Source organism: Marinomonas sp. (genome assembly GCF_039940335.1).
Taxonomy (GTDB): domain Bacteria; phylum Pseudomonadota; class Gammaproteobacteria; order Pseudomonadales; family Marinomonadaceae; genus Marinomonas.
The window spans coordinates 94,564-112,287 of the sequence record NZ_JBDVGW010000015.1; the positions used below are offsets into that span (position 1 = coordinate 94,564).

General features: G+C 39.9%; 20 protein-coding genes, 3 tRNA genes and 1 pseudogene. 10 read left to right on the forward strand and 14 right to left on the reverse strand.

What is annotated here, in order from left to right; genetic code table 11:
- Position 1: 1 nt before the first annotated feature.
- The 4 genes from dinD to greB all read right to left on the reverse strand — a co-directional run bounded on the left by dinD (position 2) and on the right by greB (position 2,558).
- Entirely contained in the window at positions 2–847 is an 846-nt protein-coding gene (dinD, locus tag ABJF92_RS14940) for a DNA damage-inducible protein D (protein WP_446816572.1), read from the reverse strand.
- Positions 844–1,455 carry a restriction endonuclease subunit S gene (locus ABJF92_RS14945; protein WP_446816573.1) on the reverse strand — a complete coding sequence of 204 codons (612 nt, stop codon included), beginning with the start codon at positions 1,453–1,455 and terminating at the stop codon, positions 844–846. The genes dinD and ABJF92_RS14945 overlap by 4 nt, the downstream gene beginning before the upstream one ends.
- Before the next feature lie 57 nt (positions 1,456–1,512).
- Entirely contained in the window at positions 1,513–1,791 is a 279-nt protein-coding gene (locus tag ABJF92_RS14950) for a hypothetical protein (RefSeq protein ID WP_446816574.1), read from the reverse strand.
- A gap of 287 nt (positions 1,792–2,078) precedes the next feature.
- Positions 2,079–2,558 carry a transcription elongation factor GreB gene (greB, locus tag ABJF92_RS14955; RefSeq protein WP_446816575.1) on the reverse strand — a complete coding sequence of 160 codons (480 nt, stop codon included), beginning with the start codon at positions 2,556–2,558 and terminating at the stop codon, positions 2,079–2,081.
- A gap of 253 nt (positions 2,559–2,811) precedes the next feature.
- On the opposite strand from greB, the gene ABJF92_RS14960 reads away from it, so the two are divergent.
- The 3 genes from ABJF92_RS14960 to gmtX are packed head-to-tail and all read left to right on the forward strand — an operon-like array spanning position 2,812 to position 6,465.
- Positions 2,812–3,129 (forward strand): helix-turn-helix domain-containing protein, encoded by a 318-nt coding sequence (locus tag ABJF92_RS14960; protein WP_446816576.1) that lies wholly within the window; start codon positions 2,812–2,814, stop codon positions 3,127–3,129.
- Positions 3,130–3,140: 11 nt separating this feature from the next.
- Positions 3,141–5,837, forward strand: a complete 2,697-nt coding sequence (gmtZ, locus tag ABJF92_RS14965) for a gamma-mobile-trio integrase GmtZ (protein WP_446816577.1) — start codon at positions 3,141–3,143, stop codon at positions 5,835–5,837.
- 31 nt (positions 5,838–5,868) lie between these two features.
- Positions 5,869–6,465, forward strand: coding sequence for a gamma-mobile-trio protein GmtX (gene gmtX / locus ABJF92_RS14970; protein WP_446816578.1), 597 nt, complete (start codon positions 5,869–5,871; stop codon positions 6,463–6,465).
- On the opposite strand, the gene ABJF92_RS14975 is transcribed toward gmtX, so the two are convergent.
- The 8 genes and pseudogenes from ABJF92_RS14975 to dinB all read right to left on the reverse strand — a co-directional run bounded on the left by ABJF92_RS14975 (position 6,448) and on the right by dinB (position 12,781).
- The gene (locus ABJF92_RS14975) at positions 6,448–7,713 is read right to left on the reverse strand and encodes a hypothetical protein (RefSeq protein WP_446816579.1); all 1,266 of its coding nucleotides are present in this window, start codon (positions 7,711–7,713) and stop codon (positions 6,448–6,450) included. The genes gmtX and ABJF92_RS14975 overlap by 18 nt on opposite strands.
- 400 nt (positions 7,714–8,113) lie before the next feature.
- Positions 8,114–8,287, reverse strand: a pseudogene (locus ABJF92_RS14980) (transcription elongation factor GreB); the annotation flags it as partial.
- Positions 8,288–8,390: 103 nt separating this feature from the next.
- Complete coding sequence (locus tag ABJF92_RS14985) at positions 8,391–9,221, reverse strand: mechanosensitive ion channel family protein (protein WP_446816580.1); 831 nt, start codon at positions 9,219–9,221, stop codon at positions 8,391–8,393.
- A 42-nt stretch (positions 9,222–9,263) separates the two neighbouring features.
- The gene (locus tag ABJF92_RS14990) at positions 9,264–9,617 is read right to left on the reverse strand and encodes a hypothetical protein (protein ID WP_446816581.1); all 354 of its coding nucleotides are present in this window, start codon (positions 9,615–9,617) and stop codon (positions 9,264–9,266) included.
- 17 nt (positions 9,618–9,634) lie between these two features.
- Positions 9,635–10,093, reverse strand: coding sequence for a DUF2489 domain-containing protein (locus tag ABJF92_RS14995; protein WP_446816582.1), 459 nt, complete (start codon positions 10,091–10,093; stop codon positions 9,635–9,637).
- Between the two features lie 52 nt (positions 10,094–10,145).
- Complete coding sequence (locus tag ABJF92_RS15000) at positions 10,146–10,961, reverse strand: inositol monophosphatase family protein (protein ID WP_446816583.1); 816 nt, start codon at positions 10,959–10,961, stop codon at positions 10,146–10,148.
- Between the two features lie 19 nt (positions 10,962–10,980).
- Positions 10,981–11,649: an alpha/beta hydrolase gene (locus ABJF92_RS15005; RefSeq protein ID WP_446816584.1), complete on the reverse strand. Its 669-nt coding sequence runs from the start codon at positions 11,647–11,649 to the stop codon at positions 10,981–10,983.
- Between the two features lie 73 nt (positions 11,650–11,722).
- Positions 11,723–12,781, reverse strand: a complete 1,059-nt coding sequence (dinB, locus tag ABJF92_RS15010) for a DNA polymerase IV (RefSeq protein ID WP_446816585.1) — start codon at positions 12,779–12,781, stop codon at positions 11,723–11,725.
- A gap of 366 nt (positions 12,782–13,147) precedes the next feature.
- Here dinB and ABJF92_RS15015 point away from each other — a divergent pair, with 366 nt between their 5' ends.
- From ABJF92_RS15015 to ABJF92_RS15045, 7 genes are all read left to right on the forward strand, one after another.
- Entirely contained in the window at positions 13,148–13,777 is a 630-nt protein-coding gene (locus ABJF92_RS15015) for an LPP20 family lipoprotein (protein ID WP_446816586.1), read from the forward strand.
- 1 nt (position 13,778) lies between these two features.
- The gene (locus tag ABJF92_RS15020; RefSeq protein ID WP_446816587.1) at positions 13,779–14,969 is read left to right on the forward strand and encodes a flagellar assembly protein T N-terminal domain-containing protein; all 1,191 of its coding nucleotides are present in this window, start codon (positions 13,779–13,781) and stop codon (positions 14,967–14,969) included.
- Between the two features lie 31 nt (positions 14,970–15,000).
- On the forward strand, positions 15,001–15,231 hold the full coding sequence (locus tag ABJF92_RS15025; protein WP_446816588.1) for a cell division protein ZapB: 231 nt from the start codon (positions 15,001–15,003) through the stop codon (positions 15,229–15,231).
- Positions 15,228–15,695 (forward strand): hypothetical protein, encoded by a 468-nt coding sequence (locus ABJF92_RS15030; protein WP_446816589.1) that lies wholly within the window; start codon positions 15,228–15,230, stop codon positions 15,693–15,695. The genes ABJF92_RS15025 and ABJF92_RS15030 overlap by 4 nt, the downstream gene beginning before the upstream one ends.
- Positions 15,696–15,714: 19 nt before the next feature.
- On the forward strand, positions 15,715–15,861 hold the full coding sequence (locus ABJF92_RS15035; protein WP_446816590.1) for a hypothetical protein: 147 nt from the start codon (positions 15,715–15,717) through the stop codon (positions 15,859–15,861).
- Positions 15,862–15,878: 17 nt separating this feature from the next.
- The gene (locus ABJF92_RS15040; protein ID WP_446816591.1) at positions 15,879–16,868 is read left to right on the forward strand and encodes a ProQ/FINO family protein; all 990 of its coding nucleotides are present in this window, start codon (positions 15,879–15,881) and stop codon (positions 16,866–16,868) included.
- A 54-nt stretch (positions 16,869–16,922) separates the two neighbouring features.
- A tRNA-Tyr gene (locus tag ABJF92_RS15045) sits at positions 16,923–17,006 on the forward strand.
- A gap of 468 nt (positions 17,007–17,474) precedes the next feature.
- Here ABJF92_RS15045 and ABJF92_RS15050 read toward each other — a convergent pair.
- Positions 17,475–17,550, reverse strand: a tRNA-Lys gene (locus ABJF92_RS15050).
- Positions 17,551–17,585: 35 nt separating this feature from the next.
- Positions 17,586–17,662: transfer RNA gene (locus tag ABJF92_RS15055), tRNA-Pro, on the reverse strand.
- Positions 17,663–17,724: the final 62 nt, after the last annotated feature.

Consider the following 17,724-nt stretch of genomic DNA (forward strand, 5'->3'; position numbering starts at 1 on the left):
CTCATTCCTCATCATTCTTGTTAATTCTCTGCTCACGTTTACGAGAAGCAGATTCAATTTGTTTAATGCTTTGCTCAGGCGCAGGTAAGTCTTCAGGCATAGTACCGCCAAGCTCTTCTATGGTTTCTCGAACTTTTCGTCCAACTTCATAATGGGTTTGATTCGCTAGTCGCTTGCCTTGCACTTCGTCTCGTCGAAGCTTTTCTTCGGTTTGGGTAGCTCGGAATAGATTGGCAGCCAATTCTGTCGAGCCCATGTGATCGAGAATTTTCTGACTCTTTTTTAATCCTTTATTACGGTGAATGCCTTTAGAATCTAAGCCACCGTATAAGCCCTTGTAACCATGATTTTGAAAGATCGCGAAGTCTAGATTTGTCTCAACTCCAGCTTGCTGTGCTGCCTCAACAAGTTGCTTGTTATGCTCTTTAAGCTCGTTTCTTAACAGTACACGCTTCTGATCTTCTTTAAGCTGAGTAAAGGCCTCATCATCTGCTAACTCTTGACGGCGGGTTTGAATGGCAAAATAGGTTTGACCATTGGCAATGACAGGTTTTGTGGAATCACCATTTTGGACAACGAGGTAGCAGGCGTATCGAGACAATCGTGTACTAGGAAGTTTACGTTCTGCTCCGGAGCCGATTGGTACCATTTCGAGGATATCCTCGAAATGGTCTTCTATACTCTGCCCACTGTTAAAACACGCATCTTTTGCTCTAGTAATAACAGTTAAAAAGTGACGATATTCGGAATAACCTAAAACCTTTCCTAAAGCTCTGGCAGACCAAAATTCGATGCCATTTTCATCTAGCTGCTTTAAAGCTTCAAATGGCTGATGTGAGTCATTCATAATTGCTCCTCCTTAAGTATTTGTTGATAAATTCCCTTTAGCATCTGTTCACGATTATCCAACAATTTCTGTGTCAATTTACGCTCTTTTTGCCAGCACTTATGTAAATTAACCAACTGCTCTTGAACCTTTTTCGTTGGTAGATATATAGGCATATCAGAGATGTCAGATAACTTTAACGTCTTAATTACAGAACCTTCTCCTGCCTGTGACAAGTAATTCTGACAATCAGTCTGGCCTAACACCCAACAAAGGTAAGCAGTCAATATTGTGCTTTTAGGATAAATAACCGCGAATTGCGCACTCGCAATAATGGGAAGACCGATGCCAAGATCGCTTTCGGAGACATACAGCGCTTCTCTGTACTCTCCTCTGATAGGTAGCAATACACATTCTTGATCTATAAAGGCACTTGGCCTTCCTTCCCAAACAATTTGAGGAAGATCCTTCACTTCAATATTGTCTTGTATCTTAACTTCTTTTGTATAACGGAATTCTTTGGGTTGAACTATGTAAGCTGTACCTTCTAATACTTCTTCAATCTTTCCACGGAAGGTATAGCCCGACTTAATGTCGGCTAAATCTGATAATTTGTATGTTTGCGTCATAAAGCCTCCTTATAAAACAGGCCAATTAATAGATGGCCATCCTTGGCCAACTTCAATTTAGTTGATTGAAGCCCCATGGCTTTGAAGCCAACTCGATGTTCCATCGGCAACACCACAGCTAGCACCACTACCCACTAATTGAGTAACAAACAAACCATCGTCTTCATCCATAACATTGATTAGCTCTTTACCAATTTCAATTGATGTCTTGGAACTGACAACCAAATAACATGATTCTAAGACTCTATGAAAGTCTCCTAATTTTTCTATTTTTTCAAACAGCGCTTTATAATCGCGCTCATTACGCAGATCATAATTAATCTGATATACTGACATTGTTCTATACCTCTCTGATTTGAATACTGAGGGTTAATGAATTTGCGGTAGGCGGCCACCTACCGCGACCAAATCAATACAATTTCACCGAAACTGTATTGATTTCAAGGTCAGTATCTATCACGCCTGGATAAAAATCAATCACTTATTTTACAGTTTCGATAAAACTGCAAAAATAAGTGGCATCTATATCTTATAATCATTTGATTTTTATAAAGAAAAGCTAGGATTGGTATTTTTAGAAATTAAATATTCTTTAGAGGATATTTATTAAGACGATTTTCCTTTCACTCTTTCTTCTCGTATTGAACACCTAAGACATACCAAGTTTTGTCTCCTGATGGAGCACGAACAACAAGTTCATCATCGACTTGTTTTCCTAGACACGCCTTGGCCATTGGGGAATCAATCGATATGTAATCATCACGGCCGTAAATTTCTTCACCACCCACAATCCGAAAGCGCAATGTGTTTTCATCATCATCTTCAAGCGTAACCCATGCACCAAAAAATACTTTCCCATCTTGCTGAGGGTGATAATCAACTATCTGAATATCTTCTAGAACTTTGCGCAGGAAACGAACTCTTCTGTCTATTTCACGCAATCGACGTTTATTATATTGGTAATCAGCATTTTCTGATCTATCACCAAGTCCTGCTGCCCAAGTCACTATTTCGGTTATTCTAGGTCGCTCTTTACGCCATAGAAAATCGACTTCGTCTTTGAGTTTTTGGTGACCTTCACGGGTAATGAGCTTTGCTCGCATAATAACTTCCAGAACCAATACTTAACAATCAGATGTTAGAGTCATACTAATCACAGAGCGTCCAACACCTTTTAATGAATAAAAAACGAAAGCGATAGTAACACGCTCGAACCAACATCAGAATTGCCCCTATCTTTTAAAAATCACACAGATAAGAAACCCATATTGAACAATATAGAAACTTGATTTACTAAAAAATCCTTAGTATAAAACTAAGAATTATTTAGTTTTATACTAGCCATAAGAGCAAAAAATGCCCTCTAACCCGATACCTACTCGACTTAAAGAAGCAAGAAAGCATGCACGTCTGTCTCAGCGAGAGCTAGGAATTCAAGCAGGGATACATGAAAGCTCTGCGAGCCCACGCATGAATCAATATGAAAAAGGACGACATACGCCAGATATAGATACACTTCGTCAAATAGCTGCAGTTTTAAATGTACCAATAAGCTACTTTTTCTATGAAGATAAAGTCTCCGCAGAAATTGTTCGTCATTTAGAACTGCTATCTCTAGAAAATAAGAAAACTCTACTCGCTCAAATAACAGAAAAAGACAATATAGACTCATAAAGGATCGAGAATTGACAACACAGACATACTCTTTAATGCAGTTAAAAATGAAATGCAAAGCACTAGGGATTACAAATTCTGTTGAATATAAACGAAAATATAAAAATCACCCTGGATTTCCTGCCCACCCAGAAAGAGTTTTCGCAAGTGAATGGATTAGCTACAACCATTTTTTTGACATACCTGAATTTGTTGATTATTCATCTTTAGAGGGCTTAATAGCCCCTCTTAAACTAAAAAACCAGCGTGAATATAAAGCATTTGTTAAGGCTCAAAATGACCCAACCATCCCTTTTACTCCACATGAAGTGTATGGCGATGATTGGACAAATTGGTACCGTTTCTTAGGAAAAGAAGAGCCATTTAGGACTGATTATATAACTAACGAATACGTCGATTGGAAAGTTAGAATTGAGGAATTCATGAAAATTGCGAAAGGCGGCGCTTCGAAAATCACCGCTATCTGTCGGTTTGTTCGTTTATATATTGAAAAGAACAAAATTAGCCCTAGCCCTGAAGCATTTCTTCGTCTTGAAAGCCCAAATTTAAAACCACTAAAACACGCACTAGATAAATTCAGTGACAATACAAAGCGTACTATTATTCTTGCTAGTAATGAATTCTTGGACTTTGTATTGGACAAATACCTAACTATTGAAGATGAAGATACTGGTGAAATCATCAGGGTCATGGGGGCTAGAAATCCAATTGCCTTATTTTTAACAGATCAGAGTATTTCTTCACCTCAACGATCAGAATCAAATAAACCTTGTTTACCTTATCATTTCGTTAAAAAGGCACAACTATGGTTGATACCAGAAAGAGCCAGAAATTTCCGTGATTTAAAGCATATTCAGTCATTTGATGCCGATTGGGTAAAAATATCAAAAAATAATGTTGATTCACTTGATCCAGATTGCATATATAGAAAAATAGGTCAGCAATATTATATATGGTGCCCTACAGACTGGATTCACCTCTTTGCTTTGTTAAAAGTCCCTCTCAGAGGAAGACAAATAGCTTATAACGATTCAGGAGAAGCTGATAAAAAAATTGCTGACTTAGATGATTCAGGAAAGATCATCTGGATAGACAACCCAAGTGATTTATCTGGGCTAACAAACAATAAGTCTTTTATACAGCGATTGCCTTCAGATGAAATAGGCATGTTCGTAACTACTAACAAAACTAGCAATAATGGGGAAGGATACTCCATACCATGGATGCCTGAAGACTTAGCTTATTGGTTAATAAAATTACGTAAATGGCAAAAGAAATATAACCCTATAACAGCACCGACAAAATGGATAGATTGTCGACGAACAAATTTGAATGAAATTCAACTCAAAGCTAAGGGTGAAAATTGTTTCTTATTTCGTGCTTACAACGACCATGAGCCGAAAGACCCAAGATCAGCCCTCACCACTAGATTAGCCGCGACTTTATATAATATTCAGCCCAATAACCTACAGATTGCTAAATTTAACTCTATTTCATCAAACCTCAGCCATTATAAATCTGACTATACTCCTCATTCTATGAGAGTAAGTTTGATTACAGCATATATAATGGAAATGGGAATGCCTGTAGAGGTAGTGATGAAAATTGCAGGGCATAGCTCTGTTGTTATGGCGATTTATTACTGCAAAATTTCCAATAGTGACATCAGAAAAAAACTGGAAATTGGAGAAAAGAAAGCTTTACAGGAGCAATCACTAGCTACTCAAAAATTAATAGAGCAAAATAAAATTGAATCCGTAAAAAACACTCTTGTTTCCAATAATCAAGAATTAATTTCATCTTTGACTAATTCAGTCCCTGCTGGAAACTATATTTTTAGAGATTATGGTATCTGCCCTTTTGCAGCCTCAAGATGTACAGATGGCGGTGAACCTATTGGGAGCACCCAAGTTTATGCACCAACACCATCAGGCTATCTTGGCAGTCAAAATTGCTTACGTTGCAGACACTTTATTACAGGGCCTGCATTCATTGGCGGACTATTATCAATAACAAACGAAATTCTTTTAGAGTCAAATTGCCAATCAGAAATATGTCATAAAAAACAACTTGAAATAGATGCTGTAGAGAAACATTTACATCGTCTTGATGAAGAAGAGTTTATGGCAAATGCCCGTGGTAATAGTTATGATTATACTGAACGAAATCGCTTAGAAAACGAACTTAGATTACAAGAATCAGAATACGAAAGCTCAGCAAAAAAACTCGATGTTTTATTATGTGATCTTCAATCAGCATATTCATTATCAAAAAAATGTTTAGCAGTAGCTAATCGCTCAAAATCGTGCAGTAGCTCACAGCCATCACTAATAAAATCTGAGGACTCAGAAATTAGGCTTGAGCTTGAAGAGTCTAGTCAGTTTGAACAACTACATGAAATATGTGAAAACGCTACTATTTATCATTCTGCTAGTGCAAAAAGAGCTATACTTCCAAGGTCTCAGCTTTTAGATCGAATGGCTACTATTAATAACTTAGCACCTTCTCTATTTCTTCTATCTGAAGAGGAGCAGCTTGCTGTGGGAAACGAGATCTGCAACCTATTGAAAAGTCGATTGGGCAGTTGGAAGCGAGTAAATCAAGTTGTTTATGGTGACCTCAGATTAGTTGACCTTTCTGGCTCGGAAAAAATTGAGTCATCAGAAATAGAAAACGCCTTCCAAAAACCAACAAGACTCTTAGCATAGAAAAATATATATAAATTTTGTATGGGTTAATATGACAGCTGAAAAATTATTAAATAAATTAAAAAAAGACAGCAACCAGAGAACGCAAAAAACCTTAGATTCTATTTACACCGTCTGTTTAGAACAAGTCAAAAAAGGAAATGATGACTTTTCATTTTCAACTATATCTAGGCTAGGCGAACACCTCAATGTGCCAAAACCACAAAGTATTAGAAATAAATCCGGAGAAAAATACAGAGTCCTCATAGATTTCTTTAAAAACCAAACAAAGGGAAAACCTAAAAAAACAGATGAGTACGACTGGGTAAAACGAATACCTGACTCATCAAGTAGAATATTAGTAAATCAGTTAATAGCTGAAAACAAAAAACTTAACAAACAACTAAATGAAGCAATCCCACCAGATACACTAATAACCATACAAGACAACAAAAGCCAAATCGACAACGATATAAACTTCACAGAGCTAGAAAAAAGAGCAATAGAATATCTATTAAGTGATTCATTTAAATCAAAGAATATTCTCACAGAGGACAATTACGGAAGATATTTAGACGATTTGGGAGAAGTTTTTCTCCCAACAGCTACAACTCATGCTATGAAAAAGATTTTATCCATAATAGGATAGGTTCTTTTTATTTTTATAAAATGAAGTTTTGTCCATAAAAAATCTAATAATATCATTTACACAAAAGTCATTTAATGACCTTACTTCACCATGAAAAATATAATTACATAAAACATCTTCAAAAATACTTGTCATACCAAAAGAGTATAAATCAAAACTTGGGATCTTTTTCTCATCCATCAAAAAATTATGATAGCGTCTAGAAATAAATTTTCTTATCAAATGCGGCTTAGAGTATTCATTAACATTATTTGAATATAAAAAAGATGCAACATCTTTAAATGCGTTATATATGATAGAGTAAACTTGAGAAACTGATAAACGCAAAACCATCTCTTTAAACAAGCCATATATTTTTTGTGAAGGACAAAAATCGACTTTCGTTTCACTCTTTTTATAGAAACACAACTTAACACACCTATCAGCCAACAAATCAAGAATAAAGTCTTTAAGCTGATAAATATCATAATCTCTTAAAATCTGAACTCTAATATTTTCTTCATAAAACTTCAAATCATCATGAATATTTTCAAAAAAATCATAGAAATTATAAATACTAATAAAACCAGAATCTTTCGCTTCTTTTTTTATAAATAAATATTCTTCTAACTCACTACCTTTTAATGAAGAATTTAAAACATCATCTATTCTTTTTATGTCATACTTACTTGCATCAAAAATTCGACCTCCTTCAAATTTATACATAACACCTTCCATAACAAGCTGCTGAAAGATAAGATCATCAAAGCTTTTCTCTCCAACAATTTTTAGGTTAGACCATGTAAAATCACCTAACTCGGAGTTCTTAAGTTTATTTAAGTAACTAAAAACTACTATTTTCAAATGGTAAGGAAGATATACAAACCTTTCATAAATATTTTTACTTAAAACTCTTTTTTTAACTTTTTCCCATTCATGAATGGCATATTGGCTCTTATTTTTTGAAATGCAGTCATCACAAATATCATTAAAACCCTCCATTTTCTTATTTCTAAATTCATTCCTATTATATAAATAATACTCTACGTTGCATTTAGAGCAATATGCAGGATAGTTCAAAAACCTGACTTTTGCCGTTTTCTTTAAAAGTCGTTTTATGGCTCCGTACCCATCTAAATTGAACATAAGAATAATTTTATCTACAGTATAAAAAAACTCATTTTGATCATCTATTAGCCAATAGTAATCTAAGACATCAATCTCAACGTCATTGAGATCATCAAAAAATACGTAATACTCTTTTTTCATAAAATCTGCGCTCCTATTTCAATAGTTGACGTAGGAATTCTATATTGGATAAAAAGAAGTTATGTTTCGTTTAACCGTGATTTTTGGCAGTTAAGTGGATTTAAGAGACACTTTTTTATGAAAATTTTTAGAGTGTAAGTTGACGAGGCAGATGAAGGAGGAGATCAAAAGAGCAAACTAACAGCTTACTTTTGAGTGTCTTGATGAACTTTTCAATGGGGTGTAAAGCGGCAGTTGCTTTAATAGTAAATGTATATCTTTGGACTTTATGGGTAATACATTCTTTGTGTGTTACCTACAATATTGGAGATATAGTATACTCTAATTAGTATAAGTACTATTAATAAACTATTGATAAATAATAATAAAAAGACAAATAGTATATAAAATAAGGTTCTTTTATGTTTTCCGCATTCTCCGAGCGATCTCCTTGGGCTGCCGCTTCTCGTACACTTTCGGTCACCGCAGGTCGCTTCTCCTTCCACAAGTATTTTAGCTCTCCTAACAATATCTGAGCCCCTTGCTCAGTTATATAGGCAGATTTTGGGGCAGATGGGGGACGATAACGACTCATTAATATTTACAACCTTTTCAAAACCATAAAAAAATGCTGCCAAGCATTCGATTGGCAGCATTTTAGTTAACACTCACTTACAAAAAAAGCTTATAGCAACAGCTTATGACTCTTGTTTGTGCAGGTGAACATCCATTTGTGGGTAAGGGATACCAACGCCACGCTCATCAAAGGCATATTTTACTTTTTCCAACACGTCAGCGCGCACTGTCCAATAGTCCTCTGCATTTACCCAAGGGCGTACAACAAAGTTAACGGAGCTATCAGCCAATTCAGACACAGCAATAGTACACTCTGGATCTTTTAGAATACGCTCATCAGCACTTACAATCTCTTCAAGTATTTGCTTGGCAACACGAATATCTGCGTCATAACTGATACCCACAACCAAATCAACACGACGTGTTTTCTCGCGAGAGAAATTAACAATAGAGCCGTTCATAATGGCAGAGTTCGGCACAATAACCACACGGTTATCCGTTGTTTTTAGATAAGTACTGAACAACTCAATGCGATCAACTGAACCCATTTGACCAGCGGCATCAATGAAATCGCCGCTTTTAAAAGGGCGAAGAATAATGATCAGCACACCAGAAGCAAAGTTAGATAGAGAACCTTGTAGAGCCAAACCAACCGCTAAACCAGCCGCACCAAGAATAGCAATGAAAGAAGTTGTTTCTACGCCCACTTGGCCAAGTGCCATTAACACAACACCAGCAAACATCAATGCATAAAGAATACTTGAACTAAAACCTGCAACGGCTTTATCTACATTCGCTTTAAGCATGCGTTTTTCACACCAGCCCGATATTTTTGAGGCAATAAACTTACCCACAAAGAATATCACTAGACCAATAGCCACATTGATTAGAGCATCGGTTACAACAGGCATCCACTCTGCGCCTTGATCTAACAAGCCTTGCACATCATCCATCTCAATTAACCCCTTACAGTCATTTTTAATAATTTATTTCATTCAAGCATCGTATTGTGATTTGTAGCGCCACTCATCCAGTAATTTTTCTAGCTGAGCCAAGCCGTCCTTATTAAAAACCACGCAGGACTGCCCATTTACATAGCTATTACTTTTTACACAAGATTCATCAATAAATATACAGCATTCTCGTAAAGATTCTAAACCAGGACTATCTCGAATCTCCATGCCGATAAAAACTGCCCACTCACGTTCGGATAATTCTCCTCGAATGGCGCTTTCCAAAAGTTTCACCGCGTCTGCTTGAGTAAATCGATAATAGGGCACTCGGTACATATGCCGAATATAAAACAATAGCAGCACTAGCAAGAGCAGGAAGCACAACCCTACGGACACAAGTAGCTCTAGCAACATTAGTGGAACGAGTACTCAGCCAAAGCATCCTTAGCACGCAACAATTGGGGCCTATATTCTTCTTCATAAGCATCCATTTCTTTTAAAAATTTGGCTCGGGCAGTAATAGGAAGCGACTTCCATTGGTCATGGGTCGGAATATGCTGCGTTTTCTCTTCTATGATATAGAAAGCCGAAATGTTTTCATGAGCGGATAAATCCACTCCCAATTGGTCCAAGAGATTCTTGATACGAATACTTGTCTCAATCCAATTTAATTCTTCTGAACCAACCGTTTTTAAAAGCACACGAATACTGTCTATGCGTTTTTGACGCTCTTCTTGCATACGAGCCTCGCCTTCTTGTATTCGTCTGGCACGTTCTTTATTACGCTTTAGTTGTCTTAGTATAAAACCTGTAGAAACGGCCATAATGGCTATCGCTATAGCCAGAAATATAAAAAATACAGTTAACGACATATCCAACCTTTTAAAACTAATTAACGTTATCGTTTAATACCCATGCAATAAGCTAGACTTCCCTGCGCAGTAATAACGCTAGCGCCATGAATAATTCAGGGGTTGTCACCAGTAGGGATTCACCATCAATTGCATCCGGAAGTTTATTTTGTGTCGGCGCATAACGCCCAACTCTAGCGCCAGCCTCTTCGGCTATCAAGGCACCTGCAGCCATATCCCAAGGTTTTACGGTTTCAAAATAAGCATCTATTCGACCTGATGCCACCCAACATAAGTCTAACGCCGCCGAACCGTTCCTACGTATATCTTGGCAAGCATGCAAAATACGCGAAACGCGCTCAATAATGGGGGTTAGGGCTTGCTTCTGATAAGGAAACCCCGTGGCCACTAGGGCGTTACGCAAGTTTGTATTGCCTGACACGGCTAAAGAACGATCATTACAAAAAGCGCCACCATCTTTGGTGGCCCAATAACACTCACCCAAGAAAGGCGCATTCACTACACCAACCACTCGCTCGCCATTTAAGTAAACCGCGATCGATACGGCCACATGAAGATGACCATGGGCATAATTGACCGTCCCATCAATAGGGTCAATCACCCAGACAGGTGTACCCTTGGGAAGATCGTTCAACACCAGCGAAGGCGACGACTCTTCAGACAAGATTATGTGATCACCATAGGTACGGGCTATTTCTGCGCACAAATACTCATCCACCGCGACGTCCGTGGTGGTCACCAATTCATGATCCGCTTTATAGTCTCTGACAAAAGCCGAAGCTTGACGGGCTTGCTTGATCATTTCGCCAGCTTGCCTCGACCATTGTAAAGCAGAGGCAAGCCAGTTTTGGTATTGTTCCGTCATCATCAATTATTACTCTAGCTAATTAGGAAAGACGCTCATTCAGCCAAGCTGAAATGTCGATGACTTGTTCAGGGCATACAGAGTGCGGCATAGGGTAAGTTTTGTAGACCAAATCAAAACCCTTTTGAGTAAACAGGTCTTTCGCTTTGACCGCCAAGCTTGAGTCGACAATTGGATCTTGGGAGCCGTGATGAATCAATAGTGGTGTTTTACCATTCACACACTCTTGTGAAAGGGGCACTTGATCACTGTCAGCTAGATACGTCGATAGCGCCATAACACCAGCAAATTTATGATTGGAATGTAATGCCAGTTGGTAAGCAATCACTCCACCTTGAGAAAAGCCCGCTATAACAATGTTTTCTGCCGGAATACCCAAATCAATCTGCGCGGCAACCAAGGCTTCAATTTGCTCGCAAGACTCTTGGATATTCTCCATGTCCACCTTGCGATCAAGAGTCATTTCATAAATATCGTACCAGGCACGCATGACCTTACCGCCATTCACTGTGACAGGACGACGCGGCGCATGGGGGAAAATGAATCGAACAGATAAGTTCTTTTCTAGGTTTAAACTTGGCACTAGCCCTTCAAAATCATGACCATCTGATCCCAAGCCATGTAGCCATATTACGCAATGTTGTGGTTTTTCACCTATCTCGACCTCAACACAGGGCAATAACTCTGACATAGTTTCCTCTCTTATGACGTAAGCTTAAATAAATACCCCTAGCCTACCATAAAAGCTTTTTAATGAAGGCCGTTCATTCAAATCTCAAAGACATTTGTTGAGGGGATTCGGTCATTAAACGATAGCCAACACCCACCAGCCGAATCGGCTTTTGCTGACGCTGATAAGCCTGCTGAAACAACTCGTTGAATATCTGTACGGAGAGTTTTTCTTTAATAGGCCGCTCAATGGTGGTTTGCGTAAAATCATCGAATTTCAGTTTTAAGTAATATTTATTTAAACGGGTTTCGAAATTGCGCCCTTTCATGCGCTGTTCAAGCTCTTGTAAGAGTTTTGGCAATACTGCGACACCTTCTTCTATGCCTTGTAGGTCTTTCGCAAAAGTATGTTCGACAGAAATGCTTTTTCGCTCTCTCGAAGTGCTTACGGGTCGATCATCTACGCCAAGAGCAAATTGGGATAAGCGAAACGCCATACTGCCAAAAGCCTTTTGCAACAAAGCAAAGTCTAGCTTCTGTAGATCAGCACAGGTTTCAACGCCAAGTTTAGTAAATCGCTCCTGAGCAACTTTCCCCACGCCCGATATTCTCTTCACTGGCACAGCAGCAACAAATTCATCTTGTTGTTCAGGTGTTACCACGGTCAAACCATTGGGCTTTTGCCAATCACTGGCGACTTTAGCGAGAAATTTATTACTGGCTACCCCTGCAGATACAGTAATCCCAACTTGGGCAAAAATTCTTTCACGTATCGCTTGCGCGATGAGGGTCGCACTGCCTTGGCAAACGTTAGAATGAGTGACATCTAGGTAAGCTTCATCTAAGGATAATGGCTCAATAATGGTAGTAAACTCGCGAAACACTTCATGCATTTGCTCCGAAGCCTGACGATATTTAGCCATATTACCTGGCAAGACTTTCAGGGCTGGGCACAATCGCAACGCCATAGAGGTCGGCATAGCGGAGCGCACCCCATAGGAACGGGCGACGTAATTGGCCGTTGCCAAGACACTGCGGGTATCCGCTGGCCCACCGATAGCAATAGGTAACTCACATAAGCTTGGATCATCCCGCATTTCAATGGCGGCATAAAAGCAATCTGCATCAATGTGGATAATTTTGCGCTGAGACAAAACAACCTCTAAAACTGTATAAATATACAGCATAGTAATCTAACTTTACCCTGACGACCATAGCCATAGTAAACAAAAAATAATGGTGCGTTTTTCCTACCTAACACTGACTTTCTTGAAATTCTTTCGTCATATCCGCTTTATATGGCCAAAAAGATATAAAAACCTCACTTTTGTCCTCCCAAACATGGACGCTAACCCTCAAAATAGTTTACATTTTCAACATTAAGTTGCTTTACTGGTTATCAAGTTTTTGAACGGTGGCCGTATTTCAAATGGCTCATAGTGAAATGACACAAAGTTTGCTGCTATTTAAACAATAAAGCGAAAAATCATGATAAGGATTTCCAAATTCAGGACGCCACAATGACATTACTAACACGCTTATCTTTGCTCACAGTTACAAGCATTCTTTTATATGGCTGCCAGTCAACGTCTTTAAATAGTGGAACGCAGAACTGTACTAGCGTTGCACCTTGTAATGGCAACACCTCGACATCCTATGCTAGTAATAGCAACACCATCCAGAGCAACAGCAACAGTCAAGTCGTTAACATTCCCCAAAGTGAGCCGATTATTGTCACCGCAACAGGTTATGCCGCGATGATGACGAGCAAACGCTACTCAAAATCTCAAACCCGCATCATGACATTACGCAGCTCCACTCTAGACGCTTATCGTAACCTTTCTGAACGTGTATACGGCCTTAAAATTGACGGTTCCAGCTCCTTGAGCAATATGGTTCTACAACACGATGAGCTGAGAACTTATGTAGATGCTTACCTTGTGGGCGCAAAAGTAGTATCTCAACGAGAGCACGAAGATGGCACCTTTGAAACCGTGGTTGAAATGGCACTACAAGACAACTTCCGCCAGTGTGTTAGCTCACCTGAGTACTTAACCAGCAACCCAAGTTGTCAGATTCGCTCTGCAAGTCAATCAATGAACATAGAAAGTCCAGCCAAGCCTTCGACTAATTTCTACACTATCGAATAACATGGTACGTTTTCTAGCCTTAGCAACCAGCTTTCTTTTTATCCTGCTGACACCGAGCCTAAGCTTTGCGCTTAGTGTTCAGGCAGTAGGTGAAGCCGTCATTTACAATGATGATCTTGTGGATGCCCGATATCGGGCTACCGAACAAGCCATTAAACAAGCGGTACTTGAATCCAGCTCTCGAGTGAGCGTTAAAGACCATTTAGAAAATGGCGAGCTCGATTCAAGCATTGAGATTAGAAGCGCGGGGCGAGTACAAAAAGCTCGAATTATCTCTGAAGAACGCAACGGTGATTTCTTAAAAGTTATTGCTCGAGTGGAAGTCACCGCTGATACTCAATGCAGCACAGGTTCCACTCATTACTATAAGAAATCGGTCGCCATCACAGGCTTCGAAGTTCAAACACCTCAACAGGCGAATCTAGGGGCCCTAGGCAATATTTCGAGAGAGTTTCCCAAAAGCCTAGCCGATGAGATCAATAATCGAGGCTTCCTCAACGCACTCACAGCGACCAATATTGCTCTCTATCCGGATAGCATCAATGCTCCCATTACCAGCAACAACGATCGTACACTTTCCAACATTTCTTTAGTGGGCGATCAATTAGGTGCTCAGTATCTGGTGAGCGGTGTCATTCGAGACATGGGGGAAGTCTACCTAAGAGAACCAGACAACAAGCACAGTCAACCACTAGACGAGAGCTTAAAAGAGCGTAATTTTGTCGTAGACATATACCTATACGATAGCTTAAATGGCGCCCTGTTATTTCAACAACGATATAACGAAACTGGTAATTGGGACATCTCGGACCATGCCCGTGTAGGTTTTGGCACCGCTAGGTTTTGGTCAACCCATTATGGCAGAGTGATTGAGCAGGTGGTCAAGAAGAGCGCCATCGACACCAGCGAAAAATTACGTTGCCAGCCATTTATGGCCAAAATCTTTCGCACCGAAGGAAATAGAATACATATTTCAGCTGGATCCCTTGCTGGAGTTAAGCAAGGGGACAAATTTAACGTTTATCGTCGCTATGAGATTTTCAACCAGCTACAAGACGCGCAATCTCAGCTGAATAACGCTAATATCAGTGTTACAATCACTCAGGTTCAGCCTCACTTCTCTATTGGTGAGCTGGCCGTAGACGCTCAAATACTCAACGTCCAACAACAAGACGTTGTGATTGCTTGGTAAAGACATAACCATATTTTTTTAGGATTTTATAATGAACCACGAATTACTACACCACCTTGAGCAACGCATTAACGAAGCAGTTGAAGAAATCGGCTCTTTGCGTAAGCGCATCTCTGAACTAGAAATGCAAAACTATGAATTGAGCGAAGAGAAAAGCGAACTGCAATCAAACATCGAGCAAAACAACGCGCAGCAGTCAAATTGGGAGTCTTCTTTAACCCAAATGCTAGAGCGCCTCAACCAATTGGACGAAAAACAATGAGATCACTTGTCCTTGCCGCATTAGTTTTATTCAGCGCTCAAGCTGCTGCTGAAAACCAATACGCGAGTTTGGTCACCTTTGAATCTACCGCAGCACGACCAACCACCGATGAACGAAACGTTACCTCCATCGTAAATACTGCGATGGAATTAATCTCTCCTTCAAACGTATCGGTATATGGTGGCTTCTCATTTGTTGTTGGTGAATCCTTTGAAAGTGCTGTGGTGTTAGGCACGCGCTTTTACAGCGCCACTCCCGCTTTTCAGTTATTTCCAGGCATCCCAATGTGGTCCTACATTGGCGCAGGTATTGCTACCTATGACGAGCTAACTTACTACCCTGAAGCTGGCTTTCGCGTCGCAACCTCTGACGCCACTCGCCTAGATGTTTTCATTAAAATATTGAATAGTAAAAGTGATGTTTATGACAAACATTTCATGGTTGGTGCCGGGTTAACCTTCTAACATAATGAAATTTACACCTATGTTAGTCGTCAGCTTAACCGTGTCTCTTGCCTATCTCTGGTGGCAAGACAGCGAAGACGTTGCTTTCGTTTTACCCAATGACCACCAGAAACAGGAAATGCTAGGGCTAACTAAGACCCCTACCATTCCCTTGACTCCATTATAAATATTGAGCTTTGTTTTATGGAACAACTTATCGCCCAGCTCGAAAATCGAGTTAGCCAGTTATTAGAAGAATTGGACAGAGCCAATGAGCAAATCCAGCAACTCACCCGTCAAGGTAGTGTGCCCTCTTCAGATTACAGCGCCTCCATGGACCTACTACAGCACATGGCAGATCGCTCAACTGAGGAACAACTACAGCTTTACATAGAAGACTCCCTTGATCTATTGATGCCGGAACCCGCTGCCACCCAAGAAACGAACACCCCTTATCCGGTTGAAACTCAATTGAGCTTCAACCTATTACCTGAGTGCGCTGATTCCAGTGCAAAAGCCACGATAGATAAACAGACGATTGACATGACTAAACCTCAAACAGAAATGAACGAACTACCTGAAGTACAAGAAGAAGTAACAGCATTGGCTGAAGAAACCTTGTCAACACAAGAAGTATCAGCAAAAGGTAGCTCCGATGCACTTACGGGTGAAAATAGCCCGGCTGCAACACCAGAATTAAGTTCAGAGCAAAAGAAACGTCAAAAAAACCAGAAAAACAATCGTCGTCTAATCAAGATGCTGGAAGACCGTTATCCGAAAGCATTCGACTGGAACCAACCAAAGCCACTTAAAGTTGGTATCGATAAAGATATGGTATTGGATGATGACTTCAACGCCAGCAAGCAAAAGCGTGCTCTGGCGGCTTACACGCGCTCTGACAGATACAAAAAATGCCTTTTGTCTGGTCAGCCTCGTATTGACTTGGAAGGCCAAGCGGTAAACAACGAGCCAGCCTTACCAGAAGCCATGCTACCGAAGAAAAGCAAAGCGACAGTAAATCGTCCTAAGACTGATAAAAACCAACCAGCACGCCCAAGAAGCAAGCCTCCGGTAAAACAAAACAACAAACCTAAACACAAGAGCAACCCAAAGAAACAAGAAGAGGATGTTTACGGTAATTTATCCGCTGAAGAGCGCATGAAAGCAAAACTTGAAAAATTATTAAAAAAATAGAAATAAAAGCTTTACAGAACTAAGCGCGGCTTATAATATATGCCGCGCTGCTGTGGAGGGGTTCCCGAGTGGCCAAAGGGAGCAGATTGTAAATCTGCCACGAAAGTTTCGGTGGTTCGAATCCACCTCCCTCCACCATTTCTACTTTTCCTGTAGAAACAATCACTTATAACACCACTTCAAACGAAAACCTTTAATTTAAGCACACTCTCATTTTCCGAAAAATATTATTATACCAACCCACAACAACACCCAACACAATTTACCTACCCCCGCACAACACACACAAAAACACTCCAACCAACATAAACACAACCATCAATCAGTCCGTCAGCCCGTCAGTCCGTCAGCCCGTCAGCCCGTCAGTCCGTCAGTCAGTCAGTCAGTCAGTCAGTCAGTAGAAAGTAACCCCCCCCCCAAACACAATTCAAACCAACAAAACCACAAACCACAAACCACAAAAAGCCACCACAGATAGCAGATAGCAGATAGCAGATAGCAGATAGCAGATAGCAGATAGCAGATAGCAGATAGCAGATAGCAGATAGCAGAAAATACTATTTTGAGATCAGAATAGCAAAAGGATAAAAAAGGATTTACAAAGAATGGTGGGTCGTACTGGATTCGAACCAGTGACCAATTGATTAAAAGTCAACTGCTCTACCAACTGAGCTAACGACCCGCTCATAAAAGGATAATACTAATAGGTATATCTAATGGTCGGAGTAGAGGGATTCGAACCCCCGACATCCTGCTCCCAAAGCAGGCGCGCTACCAGACTGCGCTATACTCCGATGGCTCCTCGAACTGGACTCGAACCAGTGACCCAATGATTAACAGTCATTTGCTCTACCAA